Annotated in this window: 21 protein-coding genes; 14 read left to right on the forward strand and 7 right to left on the reverse strand. The window is 74.5% G+C overall.

The window, feature by feature from the left end:
* Window positions 1-24 precede the first annotated feature (24 nt).
* From ACFV6D_RS23035 to ACFV6D_RS23075, 9 genes are all read left to right on the forward strand, one after another.
* A complete protein-coding gene (locus ACFV6D_RS23035) occupies window positions 25-1,674 on the forward strand; it encodes a sensor histidine kinase (protein ID WP_380375356.1) in 1,650 nt (549 codons plus the stop codon).
* A gap of 149 nt (window positions 1,675-1,823) precedes the next feature.
* Entirely contained in the window at window positions 1,824-2,492 is a 669-nt protein-coding gene (locus ACFV6D_RS23040; RefSeq protein WP_063350480.1) for a response regulator transcription factor, read from the forward strand.
* 552 nt (window positions 2,493-3,044) lie between these two features.
* Entirely contained in the window at window positions 3,045-3,815 is a 771-nt protein-coding gene (locus ACFV6D_RS23045; RefSeq protein ID WP_380423431.1) for a transglycosylase family protein, read from the forward strand.
* Between the two features lie 311 nt (window positions 3,816-4,126).
* Window positions 4,127-4,882, forward strand: a complete 756-nt coding sequence (locus ACFV6D_RS23050; protein ID WP_063350482.1) for an SDR family oxidoreductase — start codon at window positions 4,127-4,129, stop codon at window positions 4,880-4,882.
* 196 nt (window positions 4,883-5,078) lie between these two features.
* Window positions 5,079-5,681, forward strand: a complete 603-nt coding sequence (locus ACFV6D_RS23055) for a TIGR03086 family metal-binding protein (protein WP_380560980.1) — start codon at window positions 5,079-5,081, stop codon at window positions 5,679-5,681.
* A gap of 179 nt (window positions 5,682-5,860) precedes the next feature.
* Window positions 5,861-7,243, forward strand: coding sequence for a DUF2079 domain-containing protein (locus ACFV6D_RS23060; protein ID WP_380560981.1), 1,383 nt, complete (start codon window positions 5,861-5,863; stop codon window positions 7,241-7,243).
* A gap of 96 nt (window positions 7,244-7,339) precedes the next feature.
* Entirely contained in the window at window positions 7,340-7,747 is a 408-nt protein-coding gene (locus tag ACFV6D_RS23065; RefSeq protein WP_063350485.1) for a GntR family transcriptional regulator, read from the forward strand.
* A gap of 31 nt (window positions 7,748-7,778) precedes the next feature.
* A complete protein-coding gene (locus ACFV6D_RS23070; protein WP_380560982.1) occupies window positions 7,779-8,717 on the forward strand; it encodes an ABC transporter ATP-binding protein in 939 nt (312 codons plus the stop codon).
* Window positions 8,714-9,760 carry a hypothetical protein gene (locus ACFV6D_RS23075; protein WP_380560983.1) on the forward strand — a complete coding sequence of 349 codons (1,047 nt, stop codon included), beginning with the start codon at window positions 8,714-8,716 and terminating at the stop codon, window positions 9,758-9,760. The genes ACFV6D_RS23070 and ACFV6D_RS23075 overlap by 4 nt, the downstream gene beginning before the upstream one ends.
* A gap of 28 nt (window positions 9,761-9,788) precedes the next feature.
* Here ACFV6D_RS23075 and ACFV6D_RS23080 read toward each other — a convergent pair whose 3' ends face one another.
* Window positions 9,789-10,937 (reverse strand): alpha/beta hydrolase, encoded by a 1,149-nt coding sequence (locus tag ACFV6D_RS23080; protein ID WP_380560984.1) that lies wholly within the window; start codon window positions 10,935-10,937, stop codon window positions 9,789-9,791.
* 91 nt (window positions 10,938-11,028) lie between these two features.
* Window positions 11,029-12,294, reverse strand: a complete 1,266-nt coding sequence (locus tag ACFV6D_RS23085; protein WP_380560985.1) for a helix-turn-helix domain-containing protein — start codon at window positions 12,292-12,294, stop codon at window positions 11,029-11,031.
* A gap of 264 nt (window positions 12,295-12,558) precedes the next feature.
* On the opposite strand from ACFV6D_RS23085, the gene ACFV6D_RS23090 reads away from it, so the two are divergent.
* Entirely contained in the window at window positions 12,559-12,951 is a 393-nt protein-coding gene (locus tag ACFV6D_RS23090) for a hypothetical protein (protein ID WP_063350490.1), read from the forward strand.
* A gap of 53 nt (window positions 12,952-13,004) precedes the next feature.
* Here ACFV6D_RS23090 and ACFV6D_RS23095 read toward each other — a convergent pair whose 3' ends face one another.
* Both ACFV6D_RS23095 and ACFV6D_RS23100 read right to left on the reverse strand, forming a co-directional pair.
* Window positions 13,005-13,469 (reverse strand): (2Fe-2S)-binding protein, encoded by a 465-nt coding sequence (locus ACFV6D_RS23095; RefSeq protein WP_380560986.1) that lies wholly within the window; start codon window positions 13,467-13,469, stop codon window positions 13,005-13,007.
* A 29-nt stretch (window positions 13,470-13,498) separates the two neighbouring features.
* Complete coding sequence (locus ACFV6D_RS23100; RefSeq protein WP_380560987.1) at window positions 13,499-15,862, reverse strand: molybdopterin cofactor-binding domain-containing protein; 2,364 nt, start codon at window positions 15,860-15,862, stop codon at window positions 13,499-13,501.
* Between the two features lie 328 nt (window positions 15,863-16,190).
* On the opposite strand from ACFV6D_RS23100, the gene ACFV6D_RS23105 reads away from it, so the two are divergent.
* From ACFV6D_RS23105 to ACFV6D_RS23120, 4 genes are all read left to right on the forward strand, one after another.
* Complete coding sequence (locus ACFV6D_RS23105; protein ID WP_380560988.1) at window positions 16,191-17,456, forward strand: MFS transporter; 1,266 nt, start codon at window positions 16,191-16,193, stop codon at window positions 17,454-17,456.
* A 189-nt stretch (window positions 17,457-17,645) separates the two neighbouring features.
* A complete protein-coding gene (locus tag ACFV6D_RS23110) occupies window positions 17,646-18,380 on the forward strand; it encodes a Mut7-C RNAse domain-containing protein (protein WP_380560989.1) in 735 nt (244 codons plus the stop codon).
* Between the two features lie 139 nt (window positions 18,381-18,519).
* Window positions 18,520-18,945: a cupin domain-containing protein gene (locus ACFV6D_RS23115; RefSeq protein ID WP_363374536.1), complete on the forward strand. Its 426-nt coding sequence runs from the start codon at window positions 18,520-18,522 to the stop codon at window positions 18,943-18,945.
* Entirely contained in the window at window positions 18,942-20,825 is a 1,884-nt protein-coding gene (locus tag ACFV6D_RS23120) for a CocE/NonD family hydrolase (protein WP_380560990.1), read from the forward strand. Before ACFV6D_RS23115 ends, ACFV6D_RS23120 begins: the two co-directional genes overlap by 4 nt.
* A 57-nt stretch (window positions 20,826-20,882) precedes the next feature.
* Here the strand turns inward: ACFV6D_RS23120 and ACFV6D_RS23125 are convergent, their stop codons facing one another.
* The 3 genes from ACFV6D_RS23125 to ACFV6D_RS23135 all read right to left on the reverse strand — a co-directional run bounded on the left by ACFV6D_RS23125 (window position 20,883) and on the right by ACFV6D_RS23135 (window position 23,790).
* A complete protein-coding gene (locus ACFV6D_RS23125; RefSeq protein ID WP_380375350.1) occupies window positions 20,883-22,100 on the reverse strand; it encodes a cytochrome P450 in 1,218 nt (405 codons plus the stop codon).
* Window positions 22,101-22,223: 123 nt separating this feature from the next.
* Window positions 22,224-23,591, reverse strand: coding sequence for an NAD(P)/FAD-dependent oxidoreductase (locus tag ACFV6D_RS23130; protein ID WP_380560991.1), 1,368 nt, complete (start codon window positions 23,589-23,591; stop codon window positions 22,224-22,226).
* A complete protein-coding gene (locus tag ACFV6D_RS23135; RefSeq protein ID WP_063350495.1) occupies window positions 23,581-23,790 on the reverse strand; it encodes a ferredoxin in 210 nt (69 codons plus the stop codon). The genes ACFV6D_RS23130 and ACFV6D_RS23135 overlap by 11 nt, the downstream gene beginning before the upstream one ends.
* Window positions 23,791-23,822: the final 32 nt, after the last annotated feature.

Raw genomic sequence — 23,822 nt, forward strand, 5'->3', positions numbered from 1 at the left:
CGATAGCCTCGACGGGTGGATGCGATGGCGCGGGCCTGGAAGAAGGCGGTACGGACGGCGTTTCCCGGGCCCTGGCCGCCCCGGCGGGTGGTGGGCCAGGGCGCGCTGGCCCTGCTGATGGGCGGGGTCGCGGTCCTGCTGGAGGTGGCCTCCGGTGTCGGCCACCCGGTCCTGGTGGGGCTGGGGGTCGCGCTGCTGTGGGTGCTGCGGCCGGCCTTCCCGGCGACCGTGCTGGTGCTCACCTCGGCCGCGGCCGGCTGGGCCGTCGGCCCGATGCCGCTGCTGGTCTGCGCGGGCTGGTCGGCCGGGGCGAGGCTGCGCCGGGTCACCGCGCTGGTCGGCACCTTCGTGCTGAGCTGGGTGCTGTTCATGGTGACCGGGGTGCTGAAGGACGCCGGCTCGGCCTCGCCCAAGCTGATCGTCGGGCTCTCGCTCGGCGGCTTCCTGCTGGTCGCCGTGCTGCCCGCGCTGTGGGGCCGCTACCGGGCGCAGCGCCGCGCCCTGCTGGACGCGCTGCGTGAGCGCAACGACCAGCTGGTGCGCGAGCGGGTCATGGTGGTGCACCAGGCCCGGCTGCGCGAGCGGCACCGGATCGCCCAGGACATGCACGACAGCCTGGGCCACCAGCTCGCGCTGATCTCCGTGCACTCCGGCGCGCTGGAGGTGGACCGTACGCTCAACGACCGGCAGCGCGAGGCGGTCGGGGTGCTGCGGCAGGCGGCGGTCGCGGCGATGCGCGAGCTGCGCGAGGTGGTCGGCGTCCTGCACGACGAGTCGACGGTGGTGCGGCCGGCGACGGCCGCGGCACCGGCCCGGGGCGGGGTGGACGGGATCGAGGGGCTGGTCGACTCCTCTCGGGCGGCCGGGGCGCTGGTCTCCTTCTCCCGGGAGGGCGAGCCGCGCCCGCTGGCCGCCGCGGTGGACCACGCGGCGTACCGGATGGTGCAGGAGGCGCTCACCAACGCGCACAAGCACGCCCCCGGCGCGCCGATCACCGTCGCGCTCCGGTACGAGCCGGACGCGCTGGTGGTGGAGGTGGTCAATCCGTGCACGCCGGAGCCGGTGGGCGTGCGCGCCGGCGCGGGCCCGGCGGTCAGCGGCGGCCAGGGGCTGACCGGCCTGCGCGAGCGGGCCCGGCTGGTCGGCGGCATGGTGCACGCCGGGCCGACGCCGGATCAGGGGTTCCGGCTGGCCGGCGTGCTGCCGTACGAGGGGGCGGAGGGCGCGGGCGACGGGGCCGCGGCGATCGCCGGGGTCGACGACTGGGTGCTGGACGGCCTGCCGCCGGTCGTCGGGGCGGAGGACGGGCGGCGCAGTCCGGCGATCGGCTGCGCGGTCGGGGTGGGGGCGGTCGGCCTGACCGTGCTGGGGCTGCTGATCTGGGGCGTGGTGGCCTTCGTCCAGGGCACCGGCGACGCGACGGTGCCGAAGTCGGTGTACGACGGGCTGGAGGTCGGCACGCCGGAGGCCGACGTGCTGCACCGGCTGCCGCCGGGGAACACCTTCTTCACCGACGACTACCAGGGCAGCGGGCCCAAGCCCCCGGAGGGCGCGCACTGCCGCTGGTACCTGTCCGGTGACCTCAGCGACGCCTGGGGCCAGGACAACGTGATGCGGTTCTGCTTCAAGGACGGGCTGCTGGTGGAGAAGGAGCACTACCTCACGAAGTCCTGACCGCCGTGACCGCTCTGACCGCGCTGACCGCTCTGACTGCCCTGACCGGGCTGACTGCTCCGACCGTCCTGACCGGGTGGGACGCGGCGTTCGGCCGGATGTGAGGATGGTGTTCCTGCCGCAGCACCGTTCGAGGGGAATGACCAGCCGTGATCCGAGTCCTCGTCGCCGACGACGAGCCGCTCATCCGCGCCGGGATCAGGATGATCCTGGGCTCTGCCGCCGATATCGAGGTGGTCGCCGAGGCCGCCGACGGGCGGGAGGCGCTGGAGCTGGCCCGGGCGCACCGGGTGGACGTGGTGCTGCTGGACATCCAGATGCCGGTGATGGACGGGCTGACGGCGCTCGGGGAGCTGCCGAGGGTCGCGCCCGGCGCGCGGGCGCTGATCCTCACCACCTTCGGGGAGCGCGAGAACGTCCTGCGCGCCGTGACCGAGGGCGGCGCCGGATTCCTGCTCAAGGACACGGCGCCGCACGAGCTGATCCAGGCGGTGCGCGCGGCGGCCGGCGGGTACGCCTTCCTGTCCCCGGCCGCCACCCGGCACATCGTCGACTCGCTGGCCTCCGGGCGCAGCGGTTCGGCGGCCGCCCGCAGCGCGGAGGCCCGGCGCCGGCTGGAGGTGCTGACGCCGCGCGAGCTGGAGGTGCTGGCCCTGCTCGGCGAGGGTCTGTCCAACGCGGACGCGGGGGCGCGGATCCACATGAGCGAGGCGACGGTGAAGACGTACGTCAGCCGGATCCTGGCCAAGTTGGGCTGTGAGAACCGGGTGCAGGCGGCGCTGTTGGCGCGGGACGCGGAGCTCGGCGCCCGGGACTGAGCGCGTCCGACCGGTCGCGGAGCGTGTCGGGTGTGGCGGATGCCACCTGATGGCCCGTCGGAACGGGGAACTCCGGCTTCACTGGTGACGGTGCGTCAACTCGTGGTCGCGGTGGGTGGATGGTGTGCTCGGGCTCACAGGTGGACAGAGGTGAAGGGGGGCGTGAAAGTTGATCAGTTGATCTTGAGAATGCGGTCAAACCTGGTCGAACTGGGCACGGCACCTTGATCAATACCGCCGGTAACAGTCAACTGACCTGCGGAGACCAAGAATTGCTTGCTGCACCCCGAGGTGGCCCGTAGCTTCATTGGCGGTGCAACGAGCACCACCCGGGTTCACCCCGACGCACGGCCCGCCGACCTGACCCCCGGCGCGAGGGCCGTGCCCGCCGACGCGACCAGCTCGAACAGGTCGTCGGCGAGTGGAGGTGGCCGGGGCGGCACGGCACGTCCCAGGCGTGTCCGGCCGCCCGTCGAGCGAGGTGAGCGTGACTATCGGCCCGTCATGGGTCTGGTTCCGCCTGCCCGCCCGGGGCTTGCCGAGAGGACTTATATGACTCCCCGTCACGAGACCGCCGCTGCCACCGACACCACCGCCACCAAGCGCAACCGCGTGCGGATGGCGGTCGTCGCGGGCGCCGCTGTCGCGGCCCTGCCGGTGGCCGGCCTCGTCACGGCCACCTCGGCCTCCGCCGCGCCCACCTCCAGCTGGGACTCCGTCGCCCAGTGCGAGAGCGGCGGCAACTGGAGCATCAGCAACGGAAACGGCTTCTCCGGCGGACTGCAGTTCACCCCCAGCACCTGGAGGGCGTACGGCGGCACCGCCTACGCCCCCCAGGCCCACCAGGCGAGCAAGGCGCAGCAGATCACGGTCGCCGAGAAGGTCCTCGCCTCGCAGGGGCCCGGCGCGTGGCCGGTCTGCTCGGCCAAGGCGGGCCTGAGCAAGGGCGGCGCCCCGGCCGCCGTCGACACCACCGACACCGCACCCTCGAAGCCGGCCGCCAAGCCGGCGCCCAAGGCCCAGACGCCCAAGGCTCAGACGCCCAAGACCCAGGCGCCGCAGGCCCAGCAGGCGCCGAAGAGCAAGCCGGCGCCGAAGCAGCAGGAGACGTCGAAGCCGCAGCAGTCGGCCAAGCCGGCGCAGTCGGCGCCGTCCTCGGAGAAGAACACCTCCGGTGGCGGCTACACCGTCAGGAGCGGTGACACGCTGAGCGGGATCGCGGCCAAGTTCGGCACCGACACCGGCAACCTGTACGACAAGAACGCCCGCACCATCGGCGGCGACCCGGATCTCATCTTCCCGGGCCAGACCCTGACCGTCTGACACCTCCTCGCACCCGCGCCGAGCGGCCGCCCCACCCCGGGCCCGGCCGCTCGGTCCGGCGCGTTTCCGGGGCGGGCGTATTTCCGGGATCGGGCGCGTTTCCGGGATCGGGTGCGAGGGAGGGAGCGTGCGAGCGGGCGTGAGGGCGTGCACGCAGGCGCTTCGGGAGATAGTTGAAGGTTGAACGCGACGTCTGAATACCGCCGGAGGTTTCCGGCGCCGAGGCCCAGGATCGAGTCATGTCCGAGATCGGAACCGGGGGTTCTGATCGGAACGAGTCGGATCACATCCGAATGAGGAGTTCTGGAGATATGACGATGAACGGTGCGGCGAAGCTCGACGGCAAGGTGGCCCTGGTGACCGGCGGCAGCCGGGGGATCGGGGCGGCGGTCGCGCTGCGGCTGGCCGAGGACGGTGCCGACGTCGCCCTGACCTACCAGGGCGGGGCCGAGCGGGCCGAGGAGGTCGCGGCGAAGATCACCGCGATGGGGCGCCGCGGCTGGGCGGTCCGCGCGGACAGCGCCGACCCGCAGGCGGTGCAGGCCGTGGTCGCGGCGGTCGCGGAGCGGTTCGGGCGGCTGGACATCCTGGTGAACAACGCGGGCGTCGGTGTCCTCGGCCCGATCGGTGACCTGGCGCTCGACGACGTGGACCGGGTCCTGGAGGTGAACGTCCGGGCGCCGTTCCTGTTCGCCCAGGCCGCCTCCGCGCACCTGGCCGACGGCGGGCGGATCGTCACCATCGGCAGCTGTATCGCCAAGCGGGTCGCCTTCCCCGGCGCCACCATCTACTCGCTCAGCAAGGCGGCGATGATCGGCCTGACCAAGGCGCTGGCCAGGGAGCTCGGCCCGCGCGGGATCACCGCCAACGTGGTCCACCCCGGCCCGATCGACACCGACATGAACCCGGCGGACGGTGAGGCCGCCGAGTTCCAGAGCAGCCTGACCGCACTCGGCCGCTTCGGCGCGGGCGCGGACATCGCCGCCGCCGTCGCCTACCTGGCGGGCGAGGAGGGGCGGTACGTCACGGGCGCGGAGCTCGCGGTGGACGGCGGGTTCGCGGCCTGACGGTTCGGGCCTGACGGTTCGGAGCCTGACGGCTCGCAGCACGTCGTTGTGCGGAGACCGGCCCGGTGGTGCGACCACCGGGCCGGTGTCGTGGCGGGCGGTCGTCGACGGACGCGTTTACGATCGCCCGGTCCGAGCGGTGCCCCCGACCGGACCCGGCCACGCCGGCGACGCGCTCCCGACCGAGAGGTGTGCCATGACCGCAGCGGAAGACCCGATCGACCTGCTCGCCCGGGCCCTCGCGCAGACCGCCGGGCTGATCGACGGCGTCGGCGTCGAGCTGGCCGGGCACCCGACGGCCTGCCGCTCCTGGGACGTCGGCGACCTGGTCAGCCATCTGCTGTTCGACCTGCGGCAGTTCACCGTCCGGGCCGGGGGCGGGCAGCCGGACTGGTCGCAGCCCTTCGAGCGGGTGGAGGAGGACTGGCTGCACGCCTTCGAGGCCGGCGCCGAGGAGCTGGTCGACGCCTGGCGGGCGGCGGGCGACCTCACCGGCACGTTGGAGGTCCCCGGCGTCGGCGCCCTGCCGGCCCGTTTCCCGGTGGACCAGCAGATCGCCGAATTCGCCGTCCACGACTGGGACTTGGCTCATGCCACCGACCAGTCCACCGAGGGGCTGGACCATGAGGTGGCCCTCGCCGCCCTGGCCTGGGCCCGCGGCGCCCTCGCGCCCGGGTACCGCGGCGCCGAGGAGGATCAGCACGCCTTCGGCCCCGAGGTCGCCGTGCCGGAGGACGCCCCGCCGTACGACCGGCTCGCCGGCTTCTTCGGTCGCGACCCGGAGGCCGTGCGGCCCTGAGCTCCACTGAGCCGGCGGGCTCCACAGGCTGCACTGGCTCCACTGGCTCCACCTCACCCGCCTAGCGGACCGCATCCGGGCAGGTCAGAGGCCCGGTCGGCGCGGCCGGACCGGGGTTGACGACGGTGTGCCCTTCCATCACCCTTCCACTAATCGAATAGTGAAAGGGTACTTTGCCGATGCGCCTGTTCCACCCGCCGCGTCGACCCGCCGTCCTGGCCTGGGGCCTGGCCGCGGGGTTCGCCGCGCTCTACACCTGCGTCGCCGTCAACCGCTACCGGCGCGGCCTGAGCAAGGCCTACGACCTGGGCATCTTCGAGCAGGCCATCCGCGCGTACGCGCACGGGCAGGCGCCGATCGTGCCGCTCAAGGGGCCCGGTTACCACCTGCTCGGGGACCACTTCCACCCGCTGATAGCCGTGCTCGCCCCGGTCTACCGGTTGTTCCCGGGGGCCGTCACCCTGCTGGTCGCCCAGGCGCTGCTGATGGCGCTGGCGGTCGTGCCGCTCACCCGGTGGGCGTACGAGGCGGGCGGGCCGCGGGTCGCCCTGGTGGTCGGATGCGTGACCGGGGCGTCCTGGGGGATCGTCCGGGCCGTCAGCGACGACTTCCACGAAATCGCCTTCGCCGTACCGCTGTTGGCCTTCGCAGCCACCGCGCTCGGCCGGCGCCGCCACCTGGCCGCGGCGCTGTGGTCGCTGCCGCTGCTGCTGGTCAAGGAGGACCTCGGCCTGACCGTGGCCGCCTTCGGCCTGCTGATCGCCTGGCAGGCCCGCCGGGGCCGGCGCGGCCCGCTGCCGGGGCTCGTGCTCGCGGGCGTCGGGATCGCGGCCACCGTGCTCACCGTCACGGTGGTGCTGCCCTCGTTCAACCCGCACGGCGGGTTCGACTACTGGCAGCAGCTGGACGGCGGCGGGCAGCCCTCGCCCTGGTCGCTGGCGGCCCGGATCGGCTGGCCCCCGATCAAGTGGCTGCTGCTCCTCCTGCTCGCCGCGACCGCGGGCTTCCTCGGGCTGCGCTCGCCGCTGGTCCTGCTCTGCGTGCCCACCCTGGGCTGGCGGCTGCTCTCGGCCAACCCGCACTACTGGGGCGTCAGTTACCACTACAGCGCGGTGCTGATGCCGCTGGTGCTCGCCGCCCTGGTGGACGCCCTCACCCGCACCGACCCGCGCCGGGCGCGGCGCGCGCTCGCCGTCAGCGCCCTGGTGGCGGCCGTGACGGTGCCGGTCTATCCGCTGCACGAGGTGGTGATGCCCGAGGCGTGGCGCACCTCGCCCCGGCTCGCGTACACCCGGGCGCTGCTCGGCTCGATACCCGACGGCGCGACCGTCGCCGCCTCCAACCGCCTCGCCGCACAGCTGACCGGCCGGGCCACCGTCACCCTGGTCTGCCAGGCGCCGACCGGGCCGGGGCCCGAGTGGGTGGTCGTGGACCGGACGGACCCGAGCGTGCAGGCCCCGTGCGCGACCGCCGACACCGCCCGGATGCTGGTCGAGTACGAGCGGCGCGGCTACCGGCGGGTCGCCGACCAGGACTCCCTCCTGTTGCTGCAGCGGCCCTGATCGTCCGTATCGCCCGGCGCCCCCCGGCCTGGCTTGACCCGGGCGCCGCAGTGGGTCACCATTCCACTATTGGACTAGTGAAAGGTCGAATCGCGTGTGATCGAGTACCGCATCGAGCGGCGCAGCGGCGTCTCCACCTACCAGCAGATCGTTCAGCAGACCAAGCAGGCCCTGCGGCTCGGGCTGCTCCAGCCCGGGGACAAGCTGCCGACCGCGCGGGAGGTCGTCGAGCTGACCGCGATCAACCCCAACACCGTGCTGAAGGCCTACCGCGAACTGGAACGCGAGGGCCTGGTCGAGCCCCGGCCGGGGCTCGGCACCTTCGTCCGGCGCTCGCTCGCCCGGCCGGAGGCCGCCGCCGACGGGCCGCTGCGCGCGGACCTGGTCGGCTGGGTGGACCGGGCCCGCGAGGTCGGACTGGAGCGTGAGGACATCGCCGCGCTGATGGCCTCCGTCCTGGAGCAGCGATTCGACACCGGGGTCTCCCCGGAAACACCGAGTTAGAGGACAGTGGGGGGACCGGGTGAACGACCCGATGAACACACCGCCGACATCGGCGGCGCCGGGGGCCCCGGCGGCGCTCGCGGCCGAGGGCCTGGGCAAGCGCTACCGGGGCGATTGGGCGCTGCGCGACTGCACGTTCGCCGTTCCGGCCGGGCGGATCTGCGGGGTGGCCGGCCCCAACGGTGCGGGCAAGAGCACCCTGCTGGGCATCGCCGCCCGGCTGCTCACCCCCACCGAGGGTGAGCTGCGGGTGTTCGGTGAGCCCGCCACCACCGAGGACCTGCGCGCCCGGGTCGCGTACGTGGCCCAGGACAAGCCGCTCTACCCCGGCTTCACGGTGGCCGAGACCCTGCGGCTCGGCCGGGAGCTGAACCCGTCCTGGGACCAGGACCTCGCCCAACAGGTGATCGACCAGGGCGAGTTGAGGACGAGGGCGAAGATCGGCTCGCTCTCCGGTGGCCAGCGCACCCGGGTCGCCCTGGCGCTCGCCCTCGGCAAGCGCCCCGACCTGCTGCTGCTCGACGAGCCGATGTCCGACCTCGACCCGCTCGCCCGGCACCAGCTGATGGGCACCCTGATGGCCGAGGCCGCCGAGCGCGGCACCACCATCGTGGTCTCCTCGCACATCATCCCCGAGCTGGACGGCGTCATCGACTACCTGCTGCTGGTGCAGTCCGGGCGGATCCGGCTCTGCGGCGACGTGGAGGAGCTGCTGGACGGACACCAACTGCTCACCGGCCCGGCCGGCAGCGCGCTCCCCGAGGACGTCCTGGTCGAGCAGCGCTCCACCGGCCGCCGGATCGACGCGCTGGTCCGCACCGGCGATCCGGTGGACGGCCCGTGGGAGAGTGGCCGGCCGAGCCTGGAGGAGCTGCTGCTCGGCTACCTCCGGACCCCGGCCGGCACCGCCCGGGCCGCCACCGGACCGGGCCCGCAGGCCCAGACGACCGAGAACGGGATCGCCGCATGAGTACCAACGTCCTGGCCGACCGCGCCACCACCGAGGCGCCACCGCGCGAGCCGCGGACCGCGCCCCGCCCGGGCGGCCTGCTCTGGCTGAGCTGGCGCCAGAGCCGCACCGCGCTGTGGGCGATCGCCGCCCTGGTCGTCACCGCGTCGGCCACCCTGCTCTGGCTGCACTTCTCCGTCCAGCCGCTGATGGCGGATCTGCGCCGGGCCGGGTGCTCCGACGGGGCCAGCTGGTCCAACGCCGGCTGCCAGGGCATGGTCTCGCCCATCACCCGCCGCGCCTACCTGTACACCACGTGGCTCCAGCCGGCCCTGGTCGCCGTCCCCCTGCTGATCGGCATGTTCCTCGGCGCCCCGATGCTCGCCCAGGAGTACGAGCGCGGAACCGTTCGCCTCGCCTGGACCCAGTCCGTCAGCCCGCTGCGCTGGCTCACCGCGCGGATCGCCCTGCCCGGGCTGGCGGTGCTGGCCGCCGGTGGGGTGCTCGCCGTCCTGGCGACGTGGGTGTGGAACGCGGACATCGCGCACAGCCCGTTCGCCTTCGATCCGCCGTTCCAGGGCCTCACCTACCCCGTCCTCGGGGTGGTGCCGGTCGCCTGGTCGCTGTTCGCTCTGGCACTGGGCCTGCTGGTCGGGCAACTGCTGCGGCGCACGGTGGCCTCGGTCCTGGCCACCGGCGTCCTGGTGGCGGTCGTCCACGGCCTGCTCCGGTGGGGCCGCGCCTCCTTCTACCCGTCGGTCAAGGAGATGGTCCCGCGCGGCGTCTACTTCGGGCAGCCCACCAACGCGTGGCTGGTCGACCGCGGGGTCGTGCTCCAGGACGGCCGGTGGGCCTCGGACCAGTTCTGCTGGGACGGCGACCGGACGAGGGGCTGCGAAGGCGCCACGAGCAACTGGATCGAGTACCACCCCGTCGGGCACTTCGTGCCGATCCAGCTCGTCGAGACCGGGATCCTGGTGGCGCTCACCGTCGTGGCTCTGACGGTGCTCTTCCTCCGGGTGCGGCGGGACGGCAACTCGCTGCGGGCGACCCGGAGGGCCTGACGCCCGAGGACGCGGCCCCGGTCGGGCGTCAGTCGTGGCTCCAGCGGAGTTCGACCTCCGGGAAGCGCGGTGACGGGCCGTCGAGGAGGGGTGCGGGGCGGCCGCGGAGGAAGTGGTCGGCGAATGCCCGGGTGTAGGCACGGGTGAGCGCGGTCGCCCGGGCCGGGGCGATGATGCCGAGCAGCGCGGCGTAGGTGTCGGCGGGGAGGTGGCCCGGCAGATTGCCGGGGAGGGCGGCGTGCGGCAGGTCGGTGAAGCTGAGGTGGCCGGCGCCGAGGGTGCGCAACTGCCGCCCCCAGGCGTGCTGGTGGCTGCGCCAGCGCTGCCAGGTCTCGTGGTCGGCGAGCGAGGTGAGTAGGAGGAAGGGCCGGTCCAGGCCGAGGTCCGGAACGGGCGAGCCGAACAGGCCGCCGTCCAGGTTGAGGCTGATCCGGAACCGCTCGTCCTGGCGCATCGCCTCGGCGGCCGCCGAGCCGCCCATCGAGTGGCCGAGCACGCCGATCCGGCCCCCGTCGACGCGGAAACGGTCCTGGCGCTCGGTCAGTTCGGTGGTGACGAAGCGGAGGTCGGCGACCCGGGCGGCGATCTCGCGGCGCTCGGCGGCCTCCCAGTCGGCCGGCTCGTCCTCCAGCACGGTGTGTACCACCCGGCCGTCCGGGAACTCGACGGCGAGGGCGTCGTAGGTGTGGTCGACCGACGCGACGAGGTAGCCGTGGGCGGCCAACTCCTCGGCCAGCGCCGTGCAGTTGCTGCGCAATCCGGTGCGGCCGTGGCCGAGCAGCAGCAGGGGGAGCGGGCCGGGGAGCGCGGGTGCGTCGGTGCGAGCGGTGGGGCGGACGGCCGCGATGGTGCCCGGATCCAGCGGCAGGCGCTGATCGACGGCGGCGGCGACCCGGGGCGTGGTGTACGGCGCGCGGGGGTGGCCGGCGGTGGCGCGGGCCGGGTACCAGAGCTGCACCATCAGCTCGCGCGGGCCGGCGGCGGGCACGAACGGGTCCGGGCGGTCGTGGTCGACCAGGTGCAGGGTGGTCGTGCCGACCGGGCGGCCGGTGGTGGGGGCGGGCAGGTCGATGGTGCGCGGCCGGGCGGCCTGAGCTGCCTGGGCGGGCCCGGCGGGCAGCAGGGCTGCGGCGCCGCCCAGGCCCGCGAGTGCCAGCAGTGAACGGCGCCTGATCATCCAGTATCCCTTGGTGGTGGGGTGGTTGAGGTGCGGTCAGCCTAAATGGTCTGGACCGGTCGGGCCAGGGGTGGTGGAACGGCGTGGACGCTCAGTGCAGGACGGCGAGGACGGCGCCCCACTGCGAGGTGGTCTGGCCGGTGGCGGCGCAGTGGTCCGGATCCGTCGCGATCCGGTGGGCGGTGGTGAGGCGGTAGGAGGAGAGCCGCAGAGCGGGCAGGCTGGTCCAGCTGGTGCCGAACTCGGGGGCGCTGCCGCTGTTGCTGCCGACCGTGCTCACCAGGAGGTCGCCCGGCGTGCAGGCGGCGGCGTTGGCCGCGGTGGAGAAGGTCGTCCCGCCGGCGTCACCGGAGGCGCGGCCGACGGCCCGGACGGCGGAGACGCCGCGGAACTCGTCGACGGCGACGTGGTACTTGCTCGCCCGCGGGTGGGCGACGCGGATCGAGTCCTCCGCGGTCAGCGCGGCCGCCCCGAAGGCCGCGAGGAGCAGCACCCGGTGCCGGAGCGAGTCGGTGACGTCCCCGACGATCCGGAAGCGGTCGCCCCGGCTGTCGGTGACCGTGACCGCCCCGGGACAGGTGCTGGTCAGCATCATCGTGACCACCAGGGCGTCACCCGGGGTGACGGGGGAGAGCACCGGAAGGACGACCTCGGTACTGGAGACGGCCTGCTGGTCGAAGGCGACCCGGGAGGCCCAGGACGGTGCGCTGTCGTCGGTGGCCGTGCGTGCCGCCGCCGGCCGCGGGCCCGGCGCGGGGAGGGCGGCCGCCTCGGCGGGTGCGGACTCGGTGTCCCCGGACGGGCAGCCGTGCGCGGACGGGGGTGGGGCGTCCGACGTGCGGAAGCCGACCACGGCGAGCGTGCTGCCGACGCCGAGCGCCACGCCGAGGAGCAGGCAGAACGCGTGGGTCCAGATCGGGCGGCGGCCCCGGCCCGGTCCGGCCGGGGGCTCGGCGGCGGCGGAGGCAGCTGTGCTGTCGGCCCTGGTGTCGGCCGTGGTGTTCGCGGCGACCGGCGGTCCCGAGGGCTCGACCGGTGAGGCCGGAGGGGCAGGTTGGGCCGGTAGGGCTGGTGGGGCCGACCCCTCGTCGGCGGCGGCGGTCCACCGGCGGTGCCACTCGGCCTCGTCGCCGCCGCAGGCCCGGACGTAGGCCCTGGTCGTGGTCCAGGACGGGAGGCGCGAGCCGGAGGCCGCCTCGTAGAGCGTGGTGTGGGAGATGGAGCCGGCGGTCTTCGCCATCGTGCGGAACGAGGGCTGGCCCGCCTCCAGGCGCAACCGGCGCAGCTCGGCGGCGAGGGCCTCCGCCGCGCTCGGCGCCGGGTCTCTCTCCGCGGGTTGCGACTCCTGCTCCGCCATGGCGTCCCCCTGTTGTCAGATGTCAGATCCAGCGGCGACCGGTGTTGCTTGTCGCGTACGGATCATAGTGACGCGTGACCGCGGCGTTACGTGATCGACGGACTCCGGTTGGGTGGACGGGGTGTTCGGCGCGGGCGGCGGCAGGTGTCAGCTGTTGTCAGTTTCCGTCAGGCGGTACCGAACACGGTGGGATGTCGGGTCAGCTGTCCCAGTCGCCGCGGCCATCGGGGCGGCGCAACGGTCCGACCGAAAAGGGGAATTGAGATGACCAAGGGCATCCTCAAGAAGATCGGCCGCCGTGGTGCGACCGCGGCGGCCGTGGTGGCGGTGGCCGCCGGCGCGGTGGGCGTCTCGGCGGGCAGCGCGTTCGCCGACGGCTGGTACGCGCTCCGCTACCACGCGAGCGGCCACGGCGTGGGCGTCTACTCGCAGCCGTACTCCTGGGCGTCCAAGACCGCCGGCGACCTGGGGTCGTACTCGTGGTCGTCGGACGAGATCTACATCCAGTGCTGGACCCGGGGCGAGGACATCAACAGCCAGGGCAACGTCTGGTACCAGGTGGCCGGCACGAACGGCACCTTCATCCCGACGTCCTACGTCTACGGCGCGTACGCCGACGGCAACTGGTACTTCCACAACGGCCTGCGGGAGTGCTGACGACCCGCTGACCCCGTCCACCCCGCCCGTGCCCCGGGCGGGGTGGCGTGCCGTCAGCCGGAGGTCTGCCGGGCCGCCGCCTGCTTGATGGCCTCGCGGATGCGCGGGTAGCTGCCGCAGCGGCAGATGTTCTGGATCTGGTCGATGTCCGCGTCGGTCGGGTTCGGGGTGCGGCGCAGCAGGGCGACGGCGGTCATGATCTGGCCCGGCTGGCAGAAGCCGCACTGGGCGACGTCGCAGCCGAGCCAGGCCTCCTGGACGGGGTGCAGGGTGTCGCCGTCGGCCAGGCCTTCGATGGTGGTGACGCGGTGGCCCTCGCAGTCCTTGACGGAGCGGGTGCAGGGCTGGAACTCCTCGCCGTCCAGGTGGCTGGTGCAGGCGCGGCAGACGCCCACCCCGCAGCCGTACTTGGGGCCGGTGACGCCGAGCTTGTCGCGCAGCACCCAGAGCAGCGGCATGTCGTCCGGGGCCTCGACGGTGACGGGGTGCCCGTTGAGGACGAAGGTGTGGGTGGGCATGGGGTGGTGGGGTTCCTTGGCTGGGGGAGTCAGAAGTTGATCGGGAAGGAGCGCGGGCTGGTGCCGGTCGCGCGCGCGTAGGCGTTGGCGACCGCGGCGGAGGCCGCCGGGACGCCCAACTCGCCGGCGCCGCCGGGGGCTCCGCTCGGCGGCATGAGGTGGATCTCGACGGCCGGCGGGGAGTGCCGCTGCCGGGCGTACCGGAAGTCGGCGTAACTGCCCTCGCGCACGGCCCCGTTGTCGATGTGGTTGCCGGCTTGCAGGATGACCGAGATGCCGTCGATCAGGGCGCCGGTCAGTTGGGCCTCCAGGCCCCGGGGGTTGATGACCCGGCCGACGTCGGCGGCGATCACGGCCTTGGTGACCCTGGGGTCGGCCGGGTCGGTGGCGTCCAGCTCGACGAGGTAGGCGGCGCATCCGCTGTTCTCGTCGTGGTAGCCGATGCCCTGGGCGTGGCCGGGGGGCATCGGGCGGCCCCAGTCGCCGGCCTTGGCGACGGTGTCGAGGACGGCCCGGCCGGCGGCGCTGCGCAGTCGGGCGCGGCGGAACGCGACGGCGTCCTGGCCCATCCGGCGGGCGAGTTCGTCCATCATGATCTCGTCGGCGACCCGGACGGTGCCGGAGTAGACCGACCGCCAGCTGCCGGTGTGCATGTCCAGCGGCACTTCGGCGAGCAACTGGGTGGGGATGCCGACGTTGTACGGGTTCTTCTCGCTGAGCAGGAAGAAGACCTGGGCGAGGCTGAGCCCGGCGAGCGACAGGTCGAAGCCGGCGGCGGTGAGCATCTCGCCGAGGCCGTGCCGGAAGTCGGTCTTGACGGTGGCGGCGCGGTGCTCGTAGCTGAGCACCTGGCCGAGCGCGTAGGTGGCCCGGATCCGGTGGTGGCTGGCCGGGCGCATCCGGCCGTGGCGCATGTCGTCGTTGCGCGTCCACATGAGTTTGACCGGTCGGCCCGCGGCCTTGGAGATCTGGGCGGCCTCCAGGGCGGCGTCGAAGAACAGGCGCCGGCCGAACGAGCCGCCGCCGCGCACCACGTGGACGGTCACGGCGTTCTGCGGGAGGCCGAGTTCGGCGGCGATGGCCTGCTGGGCGACGATCGGCGCCTGCGCGGCGAACCACAGCTCGGCCCGGTTCGGCCGCACGTCGGCGACGGCGGTCAGCACCTCCATCGGCGCGTGGTTGACGAAGGCGAAGTCGAATTCGCCGTCCACGTACTGGGTGAGCAGCGGGGGGATGAGGAACGGCGCGTGGGCGGCGCGCAGTTGGCCGCGGATGTCGGAGGTGGACAGGTTGGCGACCGGGCCCGGGTTCCAGGAGGTGCGCAGCGCGTCGCGGGCCTTGAGCGCCTGGTCGAAGGTCTCGGCGAGGACGGCGACGCCGCTGGGGATCCGGACCACGCCGAGCACGCCGGGCATGGCGCGGGCGGCGGAGGCGTCCAGGGTCCTGAGCGTGCCGTTGATGGTGGTCGGGCGGGCGACCACGGTGGGGACGGCGCCCGGGATCGCGAGGTCCCCGGCGTACTTGGCGCGGCCGGTGACGATGTCGCGGGCGTCGATCCGGCCGGTGGGCCGGCCGACCAGGCGCAACTGGTCGGCGCTCTTGGGGGAGCTGGACACGGCGGGGAGGGCGACGGCGGCGGCCTCGGCGGCGAGGTCGCCGTAGCCGGCGCGGCGGCCGTCGGGGGCGAGGACGGCGGAGTCGGCGGTGCGCAGGGTGTCTGCCGGAACGTTCCAGCGCCGCGCTGCGGCGGTCACCAGCCGGGCGCGGGCGGCGGCGGCCGCGGCGCGCACCGGGTCGTACAGCGAGCGCACCGAGTTGGAGGCGCCGGTCAGCTGGTTGAAGAGCAGTTCGGGGCGGCCGTCGGAGAGCGGCACGTCCACGTCGCCGATCCGGGCGTCGAGTTCCTCGGCGACGAGCATCGCGATGGCCGTGGTGAGGCCCTGGCCGACCTCCAGCCGGGGCAGGTGCAGCACGGCGCGCCCGGCGGCGGTGAGTTCCAGGACGAGCAGGTGCGAGGTCGGCAGGCCAGCGACGATCAGCGCGTCGCCGAGGTCGAGGATGTCAGGGATGCCGGGCAGGCCGATCAGCTGCGAGGGGGCGGCGGCGTCCTGGGCGGCCGCGGCGGCGCGGACGGCGGCCCGCGCGGTGGCGGGCGCGGCGGCGTCGAGGCCGAGCCGGGCGCCGACGGTGAGGGTCGGGGCGGCCAGCAGGTAGGTGAGGAACCGGCGGCGGCGGGTGCCGGCGTCGTCCCGTGCGGTGCCCGGGTGGCCGGTGTCGTCCGAGCGGGCGATGGAGGTGCTGATGGGAAGAGCCCTTCGAGCCGATGACGGCGGCGGATCGGGCGGGCACGGCGGCGCCGGGCCCGGTGCCGGATCGCGAATGCCGTTGAGCATAGGAGGGCGTTACTGACCGGTCAATACGGCAAAACTTGGCCCTTCGGCGGGGTCGGTGATGCCCGAAGGCCGCTGGGCGAGGCGGATTCGGAGCGGGTACGGAGGGGGCGGCGGCGGTACGGCCGGGGCCGGTTCCGGGCCCGCGGGAGGAGCGATTCGCCGCCGTCGTACGGGGGTTCAGGGCTCGCCCGCCGGTGCGGTGGGGCCCGGAAGTGGACCAAGGAGTTCCGTGATCACTGGACCTTACCGCCGGTCCGCCTCCTGCCTAGGCTGGGCCGCGAACCGTTGCGAACACCCGGCGCGCGCGCCGCCCCCAGCCAGGAGACCCGTGTCGACCAGCAGCGCCCCGGCGCCCGCCCTCATCCCGCCCGCAGGGCCCCAACGGACCATCGCCGCGGCCCAGTTGGCCAGCGCCGTCGGCGACGGCGCCTACTACACCTGCTCCACGCTCTACTTCACCCACATCGTCGGCATGTCGGCGACCGCCCTCGGCGCCGGCCTCGCCGTGGCCTGGGCGCTCGGCTCGCTGGCGGGCGTCCCGCTCGGCGCCCTCGCCGACCGCCGCGGCCCGCGCCGGACGGCCGTGGCGCTCGCCCTGGCCACGGCGGTGGTGGTCGCCGCCTTCCTGGTGATCCGCTCCTACGGGCCGTTCCTGGTCGCGGTCTGCCTCTACGCCACGACGCAGTCCGGGCTCACCGCCGCCCGGCAGGCGCTGGTCGCCACCCTGGTGCCGCCCGCCCAGCGCACCGGGCTGCTCGCCCACCTCCAGGCGACCCTCAACGGGGGGCTGGCCGTCGGCGCCGCCATCGGCGGCATCGCGCTCACCGTCGGCACCCGGGCCGCGTTCCTCTGCGCCTTCGTGGTGACGGCGCTCGGTTTCCTGGCCGGTGCGCTGATCCTGCTGCGGCTGCCCGAAGCCCCGCCCGCCCCGGCCCGGTCGGGCGCCGGGCCCCGGCTGGCCGTCCTGCGCGACCGCCGGTACGCCGCCGTCGCGCTGGTCAACACCGTGCTGCTGCTGCGGATGCCGCTGCTCAGCCTGGTCATCCCGCTCTGGATCGCCGACCGGGCGCCCGGGATCAGCTGGCTCGGCTCGGCCCTGTTCGTCCTCAACACCCTGGCCGTGCTGGCCTTCCAGGTCCGGGCGGCGCGCGGCGTCACCGGCCTGGGCCCGGCCGCGCGGGCCGTCCGCTCGGCCGGGGTGGTGCTGCTCGCCTCCTGCGTGGTGTTCGGCCTGTCGGCCCTGGACGTCCCGGTGTGGGCGGTCGCCGCGCTGCTGGTGGCGGCCTCCGTCCTCCAGGTGATCGGCGAGATGCGGCAGTCGGCGGGCTCCTGGCAGATCAGCTTCGACCTCGCCCCGCCCGAGCGGATCGGCCAGTACCAGGGCTTCTTCGGCACTGGCGTGGCCGTCGCCCGCACCCTCGGGTCGCTGCTGCTGACCACCCTGCTGCTGGACGGCGGGCTCGCGGGCTGGCTCGTCCTGGGCGGCCTCTTCCTGGCGGCCGGGTACGCGATGGGGCCGGTCGTCCGCTGGGCCGAGCGGGATCGCGACCGGGGCCGCCCGACGCCGGTCGCCTCCGCCGTCGCGGTCCCGTAGCGGCCGCCCGCGCCAGCCGGGTGCCCTTCTCACCGGCCTTCCCCGCCGCCCCGGCGCCCTCCTCGCCGCCCCGCCCACCAGGCCCCGCCCCAGTCGCCCGCCGCCCCCACCGCGAGCCCGCCCGAGAATGCTCCGACGGCTGACCGGAAACCGGTGGCCCGGGCCGCCGCCCGCTGGCATGCTGGCCGCGTGGACCGACCCCAGATCTGGCTCGACTTCGCCCCCGAGCTGCACCTCTTCGTCTCCGGGCCCCGGCGGGCCGGCCGCTCGGCGCTGCGCACCGACGGCACCTCGACGCTCGGCCACGTCGTCGAGTCCCTGGGCGTCCCGCTCACCGAGGTCGGCACCCTGCTGGTGGACGGCCGGCCGGTGCCCGGGTCGTACGTGCCGCTCGACGAGGAACACGTCACCGTCCGGGCCGTGGACCGGCCGCAGCCCTCGTCCGCCCCGCCGCGCTTCCTGCTGGACGTCCACCTCGGCACCCTCACCCGCCGGCTGCGCCTGCTCGGCGTCGACGCCGCCTACGAGAACCCGGACATCGGCGACGCCGCGCTCGCCGCCCGCTCCGCCGCCGAGCAGCGCGTCCTGCTCTCGCGCGACCGGGGACTGCTGCGCCGCCGCGAACTGTGGGCCGGCGCCTACGTCTACAGCCACCGCCCCAACGAGCAGCTGCGCGACGTGCTCTCCCGCTTCGCGCCCCCGCTCGATCCGTGGAGCCGCTGCACCACCTGCAACGGCACGCTGCGCGAGGCCGACAAGACCTCGGTGCGCGAGCAGCTGCGGGACGGCACCGAGCGCTCCTACGACGTCTTCGCCCAGTGCGTCGACTGCGGCCAGGCCTACTGGCGCGGCGCCCACCACGCCCGACTGGACGCGATCGTCACCGACGCCCTCCGCGAGTTCGGCACGCCCGCCGGGGGCTGAGACCGGCGCGAGACCGGCGCGAGGCCGGCGCGGCGAACTACGGGACATCTCAGGGTGGCGGCCGGGCGCAGAGGCGTGTTCTCATCGGCGGTGGGGGACGAGACCAAGGTACTCCGTGACGCGAGAGAGGCCGGGTCGGATGAGCAGTCAGCCAGTGCAACAACCGTTCCAGACAACGGACGTCGATGACGTCGAGGTGGTGCGCGCACCGGACGGGGCCGCGGTGTTCCCGCTGCTGGTCCTGGACGGACAGGGGAGCCTCGCGGTGTTCGAGCTCGCCCCCGGGCAGGTGTCGCACGCGGTGTCGCACGCCACCGTGCAGGAGCTGTGGCAGGTCGTCGAGGGCGCCGGGGAGCTGTGGCGCCGCCAGGGCGGGCGGGAGGAGACCGTCCGGCTCGTGCCCGGGACGGCGGCCTCGATCCCGCTCGGCACGGCGTTCCAGTTCCGGGCCGACGAGGACGCCGACCGGCCGCTGCGGATCGCCGCCGTCACCATGCCGCCCTGGCCCGGCACCGACACCGAGGCCAGGCCCGAGGAAGGCCCCTGGAAGGCGACCTCCCGGTGAGCCGGGCAGGGGGGATCCTGCGCCGCCCGCTGGCGGCGCTCGTCGCGGCCGCGGCCGTGCTCGGACTCTCGGTGGCGCCCGCCGCGGCCGCCCCGGCCGCCGAGCCGCACCTCCAGTCGCGCTACGTCACGATGCCCGACGGCGTCCGCCTCGCCGTCGACGTCTGGCTGCCCGAGGGCACCACGGCCGGCGCGAACCTGCCCACCGTCCTGGTCACCCAGCGCTACTGGCGGGCCCGGGTCTACCCCGGCGCGCCCGGCAACGGCGGCCGCAGCAGCGACGCCGACGGCTGGAACGCCCACGGCTACGCCTACGTGGTCGCCGACCTGCGCGGCACCGGCGCCTCCTTCGGCACCCTGAGCTCCGAACTCGGCGCCGACACCGTCGCCGACAGCGGCCCGCTCAGCGACTGGATCGCCGCCCAGCCCTGGTCCAACGGCCGGGTCGGCACCACCGGCGTCTCCTACGGCGGCGACACCGCGATGCTCGCCACCGCCCTCGGCAACCACCACATCACCGCCGCCGCCCCGATCTCCTACGACTTCGACCCGTACGAGGACCTGGTGCGCCCCGGCGGCCTGCTCATCGAGCCCCGGATCGCCCCGTACGCGCTGCTGCTGCGCATCCTCGACCAGGCCGGCGGCACCACCTGCGACACCGACGAGCAGACCCGGCAGGTCTGCGCGGCCACCGGCCTGACCGGCGCCGTGCCCCGGCCGGTCGACGGCCCGGACGGACCGGCCCTGCTGGCCGCCGCGCGCGCCGAGCACGCGGGCAACGCCAACCTGGTCGACATGGCCGAGGCCGGCGTCTACCGCGACTACCAGGACGGCCCGAAGAGCTGGACGGTCGGCAGCGTCGGCGAGAAGGCCGACGCCGTCGAGGCCGGCGGCGTCCCCGTGCTCACCGACGCCGGCTGGCTCGACGCGGGCACCGCCAACGGCGTGCTCTCCCAGTTCACCGGCCTCTCCAACACCCAGGACGCCTGGATCGGCCCGTGGAGCCACGGCCAGGGCTACCTCGCCGACCCCTTCCAGCCCGCCCGCCACCTCACCGACCAGGAACGCGCCCAGATCGCCCAGCGGACGTTCGACTTCTTCGACCGCTACGTACGGGCCGACGGCCGCCCCGACGGCACCCGGCAACTGCACTACTACACCTTCAACGAGGGCGTCTGGCGCACCACCACCCGCTGGCCGCTGCCCGGCACCCGCCCGCAGCGGCTCTACCTCGGCGAGGACACCACGCTCAGCCGCCGGCGGCCCGAGCCGGACGACCGCCCCGGCGCCGACCTGCTGCGCCTCGACCCCACCGCCGGCACCGGCCCACTGGACCGCTGGAACACCAACCTCACCGGCAACCAGGTCAGTTACCCCGACCGGGCCGCCGTGGACGCCAAACTCCTCAGCTACACCACCCCGCCGCTGACCGGCGACACCCGGGTGACCGGCAACGGCCGCGTCACGCTCGACGTCACCGGCCTCGACGGCACCGCCCAGGGCGCCCTGCACGTCTACCTGGAGGACGTCGCCCCCGACGGCCGGGTCACCTATCTGACCGAGGGCCAACTCGCCCTCGCCGACCGGGCCGTGGCCGACCGGGACGACAACCCCGACTGGCGCCGGCTGCGCACGCCCCGCAGCTACGCGGCCACCGACGCGGCGCCCTTCCCGCAGGGCCGGGCCCGGCAGGTCACCATCGACCTGCAACCCGTCGCGGTGCTGTTCCGGGCCGGCGAGCGGATCCGGCTCACCGTCGCCGCCGCCAACCCGGACTCCTTCCAGCTGCTCCCGGCCGACGGCCGGGCGAGCTACCGGATCGGGCACGGCGGAGCCGACCCGTCCTTCCTGGAGCTGCCGGTGGTGCGCAGCACCCCGTAGCGCCGCCGAACGCGCCCGGGCCCGGGAGGCCGACGCCGCCTCCCGGGCCCGGGCTGCTCAGTCCCTGACCCCGGAGAGCGCGAGCGGCAGGTGCCGGGGCCCGCGCAGGACGGGGCTGCGCCGGTACTCGGGCGGGTCCTGGAGCAGCCGGGGGCCGTCCAGGCGGTGGATGAGCGCGGTGAGCGCGAGCTGCGCCTCGACCCTGGCGAGCGGTGCGCCGAAGCAGCTGTGCACGCCGCTGCCGAAGCCGAGGTGCTGGTTGTCCGGGCGGGTCGGGTCGAAGCGGTCGGGCTCCTGGAACCGGAGAGGGTCCCGGTTGGCGGCGGCGAGCACCAGGATCAGCGGCGCGCCCTTGGGGACGGTGACCCCGGCGACCTCGATGTCGGTGAGCGCGGTGCGCTGCGGCAACAGCTGGACCGGGGGTTCGTAGCGCAGCAGCTCCTCCACCGCGCGCGGCATCAACTCCGGCTTGTCGCGCAGCAGTTCCAGGCTCTCGGGGTGGCGCAGCAGGGTGAGCGCGCCGTTGGTGATCAGGTTGACGGTCGTCTCGTGCCCGGCGATGAGCAGCAGGACCGCGGTGGCCATCAGTTCCGTCTGGGTGAAGCCGCCCGACGGGCCGGGGTCGTTGACGAAGGCGGAGAGCAGGTCGTCGGACGGCTTGCCCCGGCGGCTCTCGGCGAGCTCGCCGAGGTACAGCCCCATCTCCATCCGGGCCTGCGTGGCCGCCTGCTGGCGCTCGGACGGATCGCTGTCGGGAGTGGGGTCGAAGCCCGCGATCAGCGTCTCGGACCAGGCGTGGAACCGCGGCTCGTCCTCGCGCGGCACGCCGAGCAGCCGGCAGATGACGGTGACCGGCAGCGGGTAGGCGAAGTCCTCGACCAGGTCGATCCGGTCGCGGCCCCGGAGGCCGTCGACCAGTTCCCCGGTGATCCGCGCGATCTCGTCGTGCATGGCGTCGACCCGGTCGGGCGCGTGGGGCGGGCCGAAGGGCCGCATGGCGATGGTGCGCAGCCGTTCGTGCTCGGGGTCGTCCCGGCCGATGAAGGCGACCGGGACGCTGCCCTGCAGCTCGTCCGGGACGGTGCGGTTGCGGCGGTCCGAGCTGATCCTCGGGTCGTGCAGCAGCGCGGCGACCTCGTGGTAGGTGCCGACCAGGTAGCTGCCGTCGTCCTGGCGGGCCACACCGTGGTCGCGGAGCTCGGCGTACAGGGGGTAGGGGTCGGCGCGGTTGGCGTAGTCGGTGATCCGGCGGAACAGGGTGTCGGCGGCGGCCATGCGCGGTGGCTCCTCGGGGGGTGGCGGCGGTGGTGGTCCTCGACGGGCGGCGGCGGTGGTGGTGGTCCTCGACGGGCGGCGGGGCCCGGTGGGCGTGCGCCCGTCGAGCGGTGGCGGGTGGGCTCAGCCGCCCCAGCGCCGCAGGGTCAGCCGCCGGTCGGGCAGGTGGCCGGTGAGGGCGACGGTCGGGCCGTGCGAGAGCACCTTCGGGTCGGGCACGTCGGAGGGGACCGGGATGCGGGAGGCGGGCGGCTCGACGCCGTCCCAGTCGGGCGGGAACGGCGCGGCGGCCTCGATCAGCCGCTGGTAGTGCTCCAGCCACTTGGCCCGGTTCACGCTGACGGCGGCCGTGATCCGGCCCCGGTACCCGTAGACCGCGACGAGCCGGCGCTCCTCGACCGAGCCCTGGGCGAGGACCACGTGGTCGGAGAAGGTGGGCACGCCGACGGACTTGATGTTGAGCCCGAACTGGCTGGACCAGAAGGACGGCACGCTCAGGTGCGGCCGCCGTTGCGGCCCCGGGCTGACCATGTTGTGCGCCGCCACCTCGGCCTGCGCGACCGCGTTGCCCCAGTGTTCGAGGGAGAGCAGCTGGTACTCGAAGAGGGGGTGCGGGAAGCGGGCGACGTCGCCCGCGACGAAGACGTCGTCGGTGACGATCCCGTACATGTTGAAGGCGCGGCAGCCCGCGTCGCAGGCCACCCCGCGCGGACCGGCGGCGAGACCCGACTCGGCCAGCCATTCGGTGTTGCGGACGGCGCCCAGGGCGACCACGGCGATGTCCGCCTCGATCCGGCTGCCGTCGGAGAGCTCGGCGCCGGTGAGCCGGCCGGCGCGGCCGGTCAGCGCCGAGACGGTCACCCCGCAGCGCAGGTCGACCCCGTGGGCGAGCTGGACCTTGGCCGCGAGGGCACCGAAGGCCCCGCCGAGGGCCCCGACCAGCGGGGCGGGGCCGCGCTCGGCGACGGTCACCGCCAGGCCGCGCTCCCGGCAGGCGGAGGCGATCTCGGAGCCGGTGAACCCGGCGCCGATCACCAGCACCCGCTTCGGGCCGGCGTCCAGCCGCTCGGCCAGGCCGGCCGCGTCCTCGGCGGTGCGCAGGGTGAACACCCCGTCGAGTGCGGCCTGCTCGGCCTTCGGCCAGGGCCTGGCCCGGGTGCCGGTGGCGATCAGCAGCCGGTCGTAGGGCAGCTGCTCGCCGTTCGCGAGCAGGACCTGCTTGCCGTCCCCGTCCACACCGGTGGCGCGGACGCCGAGCTTCCACTGCGCGTCCACATCGCGGCGCCGGGGCAGCGCGGTCTCCTCGGCGCGCACCCGCCCGAGCAGCACCTGCTTGGACAGGGGCGGCCGGTCGTACGGGGGGAGGCGTTCCTCGCCGACCACGGTCAGCTGCCCGGCGAAGCCCTCGTCCCGTAGCGTCTCGGCGGCGCGCAGACCGGCCAGCGAGGCGCCGACGATGACGATCCGGCCGTTCTTGAGGTCATCGGACATCGGACCGGTCCTCCTCCTCGACCAGGATGGCCTGCACCGGGCAGGCCGCGACGGCCCGCCGGACGCGGTCACGCTGGTCCTCGGGGGCCTGCGGGGTGTAGAGCAGGGCCTCCTCCCCGTGCAGCTCGAACACTCGGGGAGCGAGGAACGCGCACTGCGCGTAGCCCTGGCAGCGGTTGAGGTCGACGACGATCTTCACGGTCTCTCCTCCCGGGCACGTCTGTGTCCGTC

The organism is Kitasatospora sp. NPDC059812 (genome assembly GCF_042732075.1).
Classification (GTDB): domain Bacteria; phylum Actinomycetota; class Actinomycetes; order Streptomycetales; family Streptomycetaceae; genus Kitasatospora.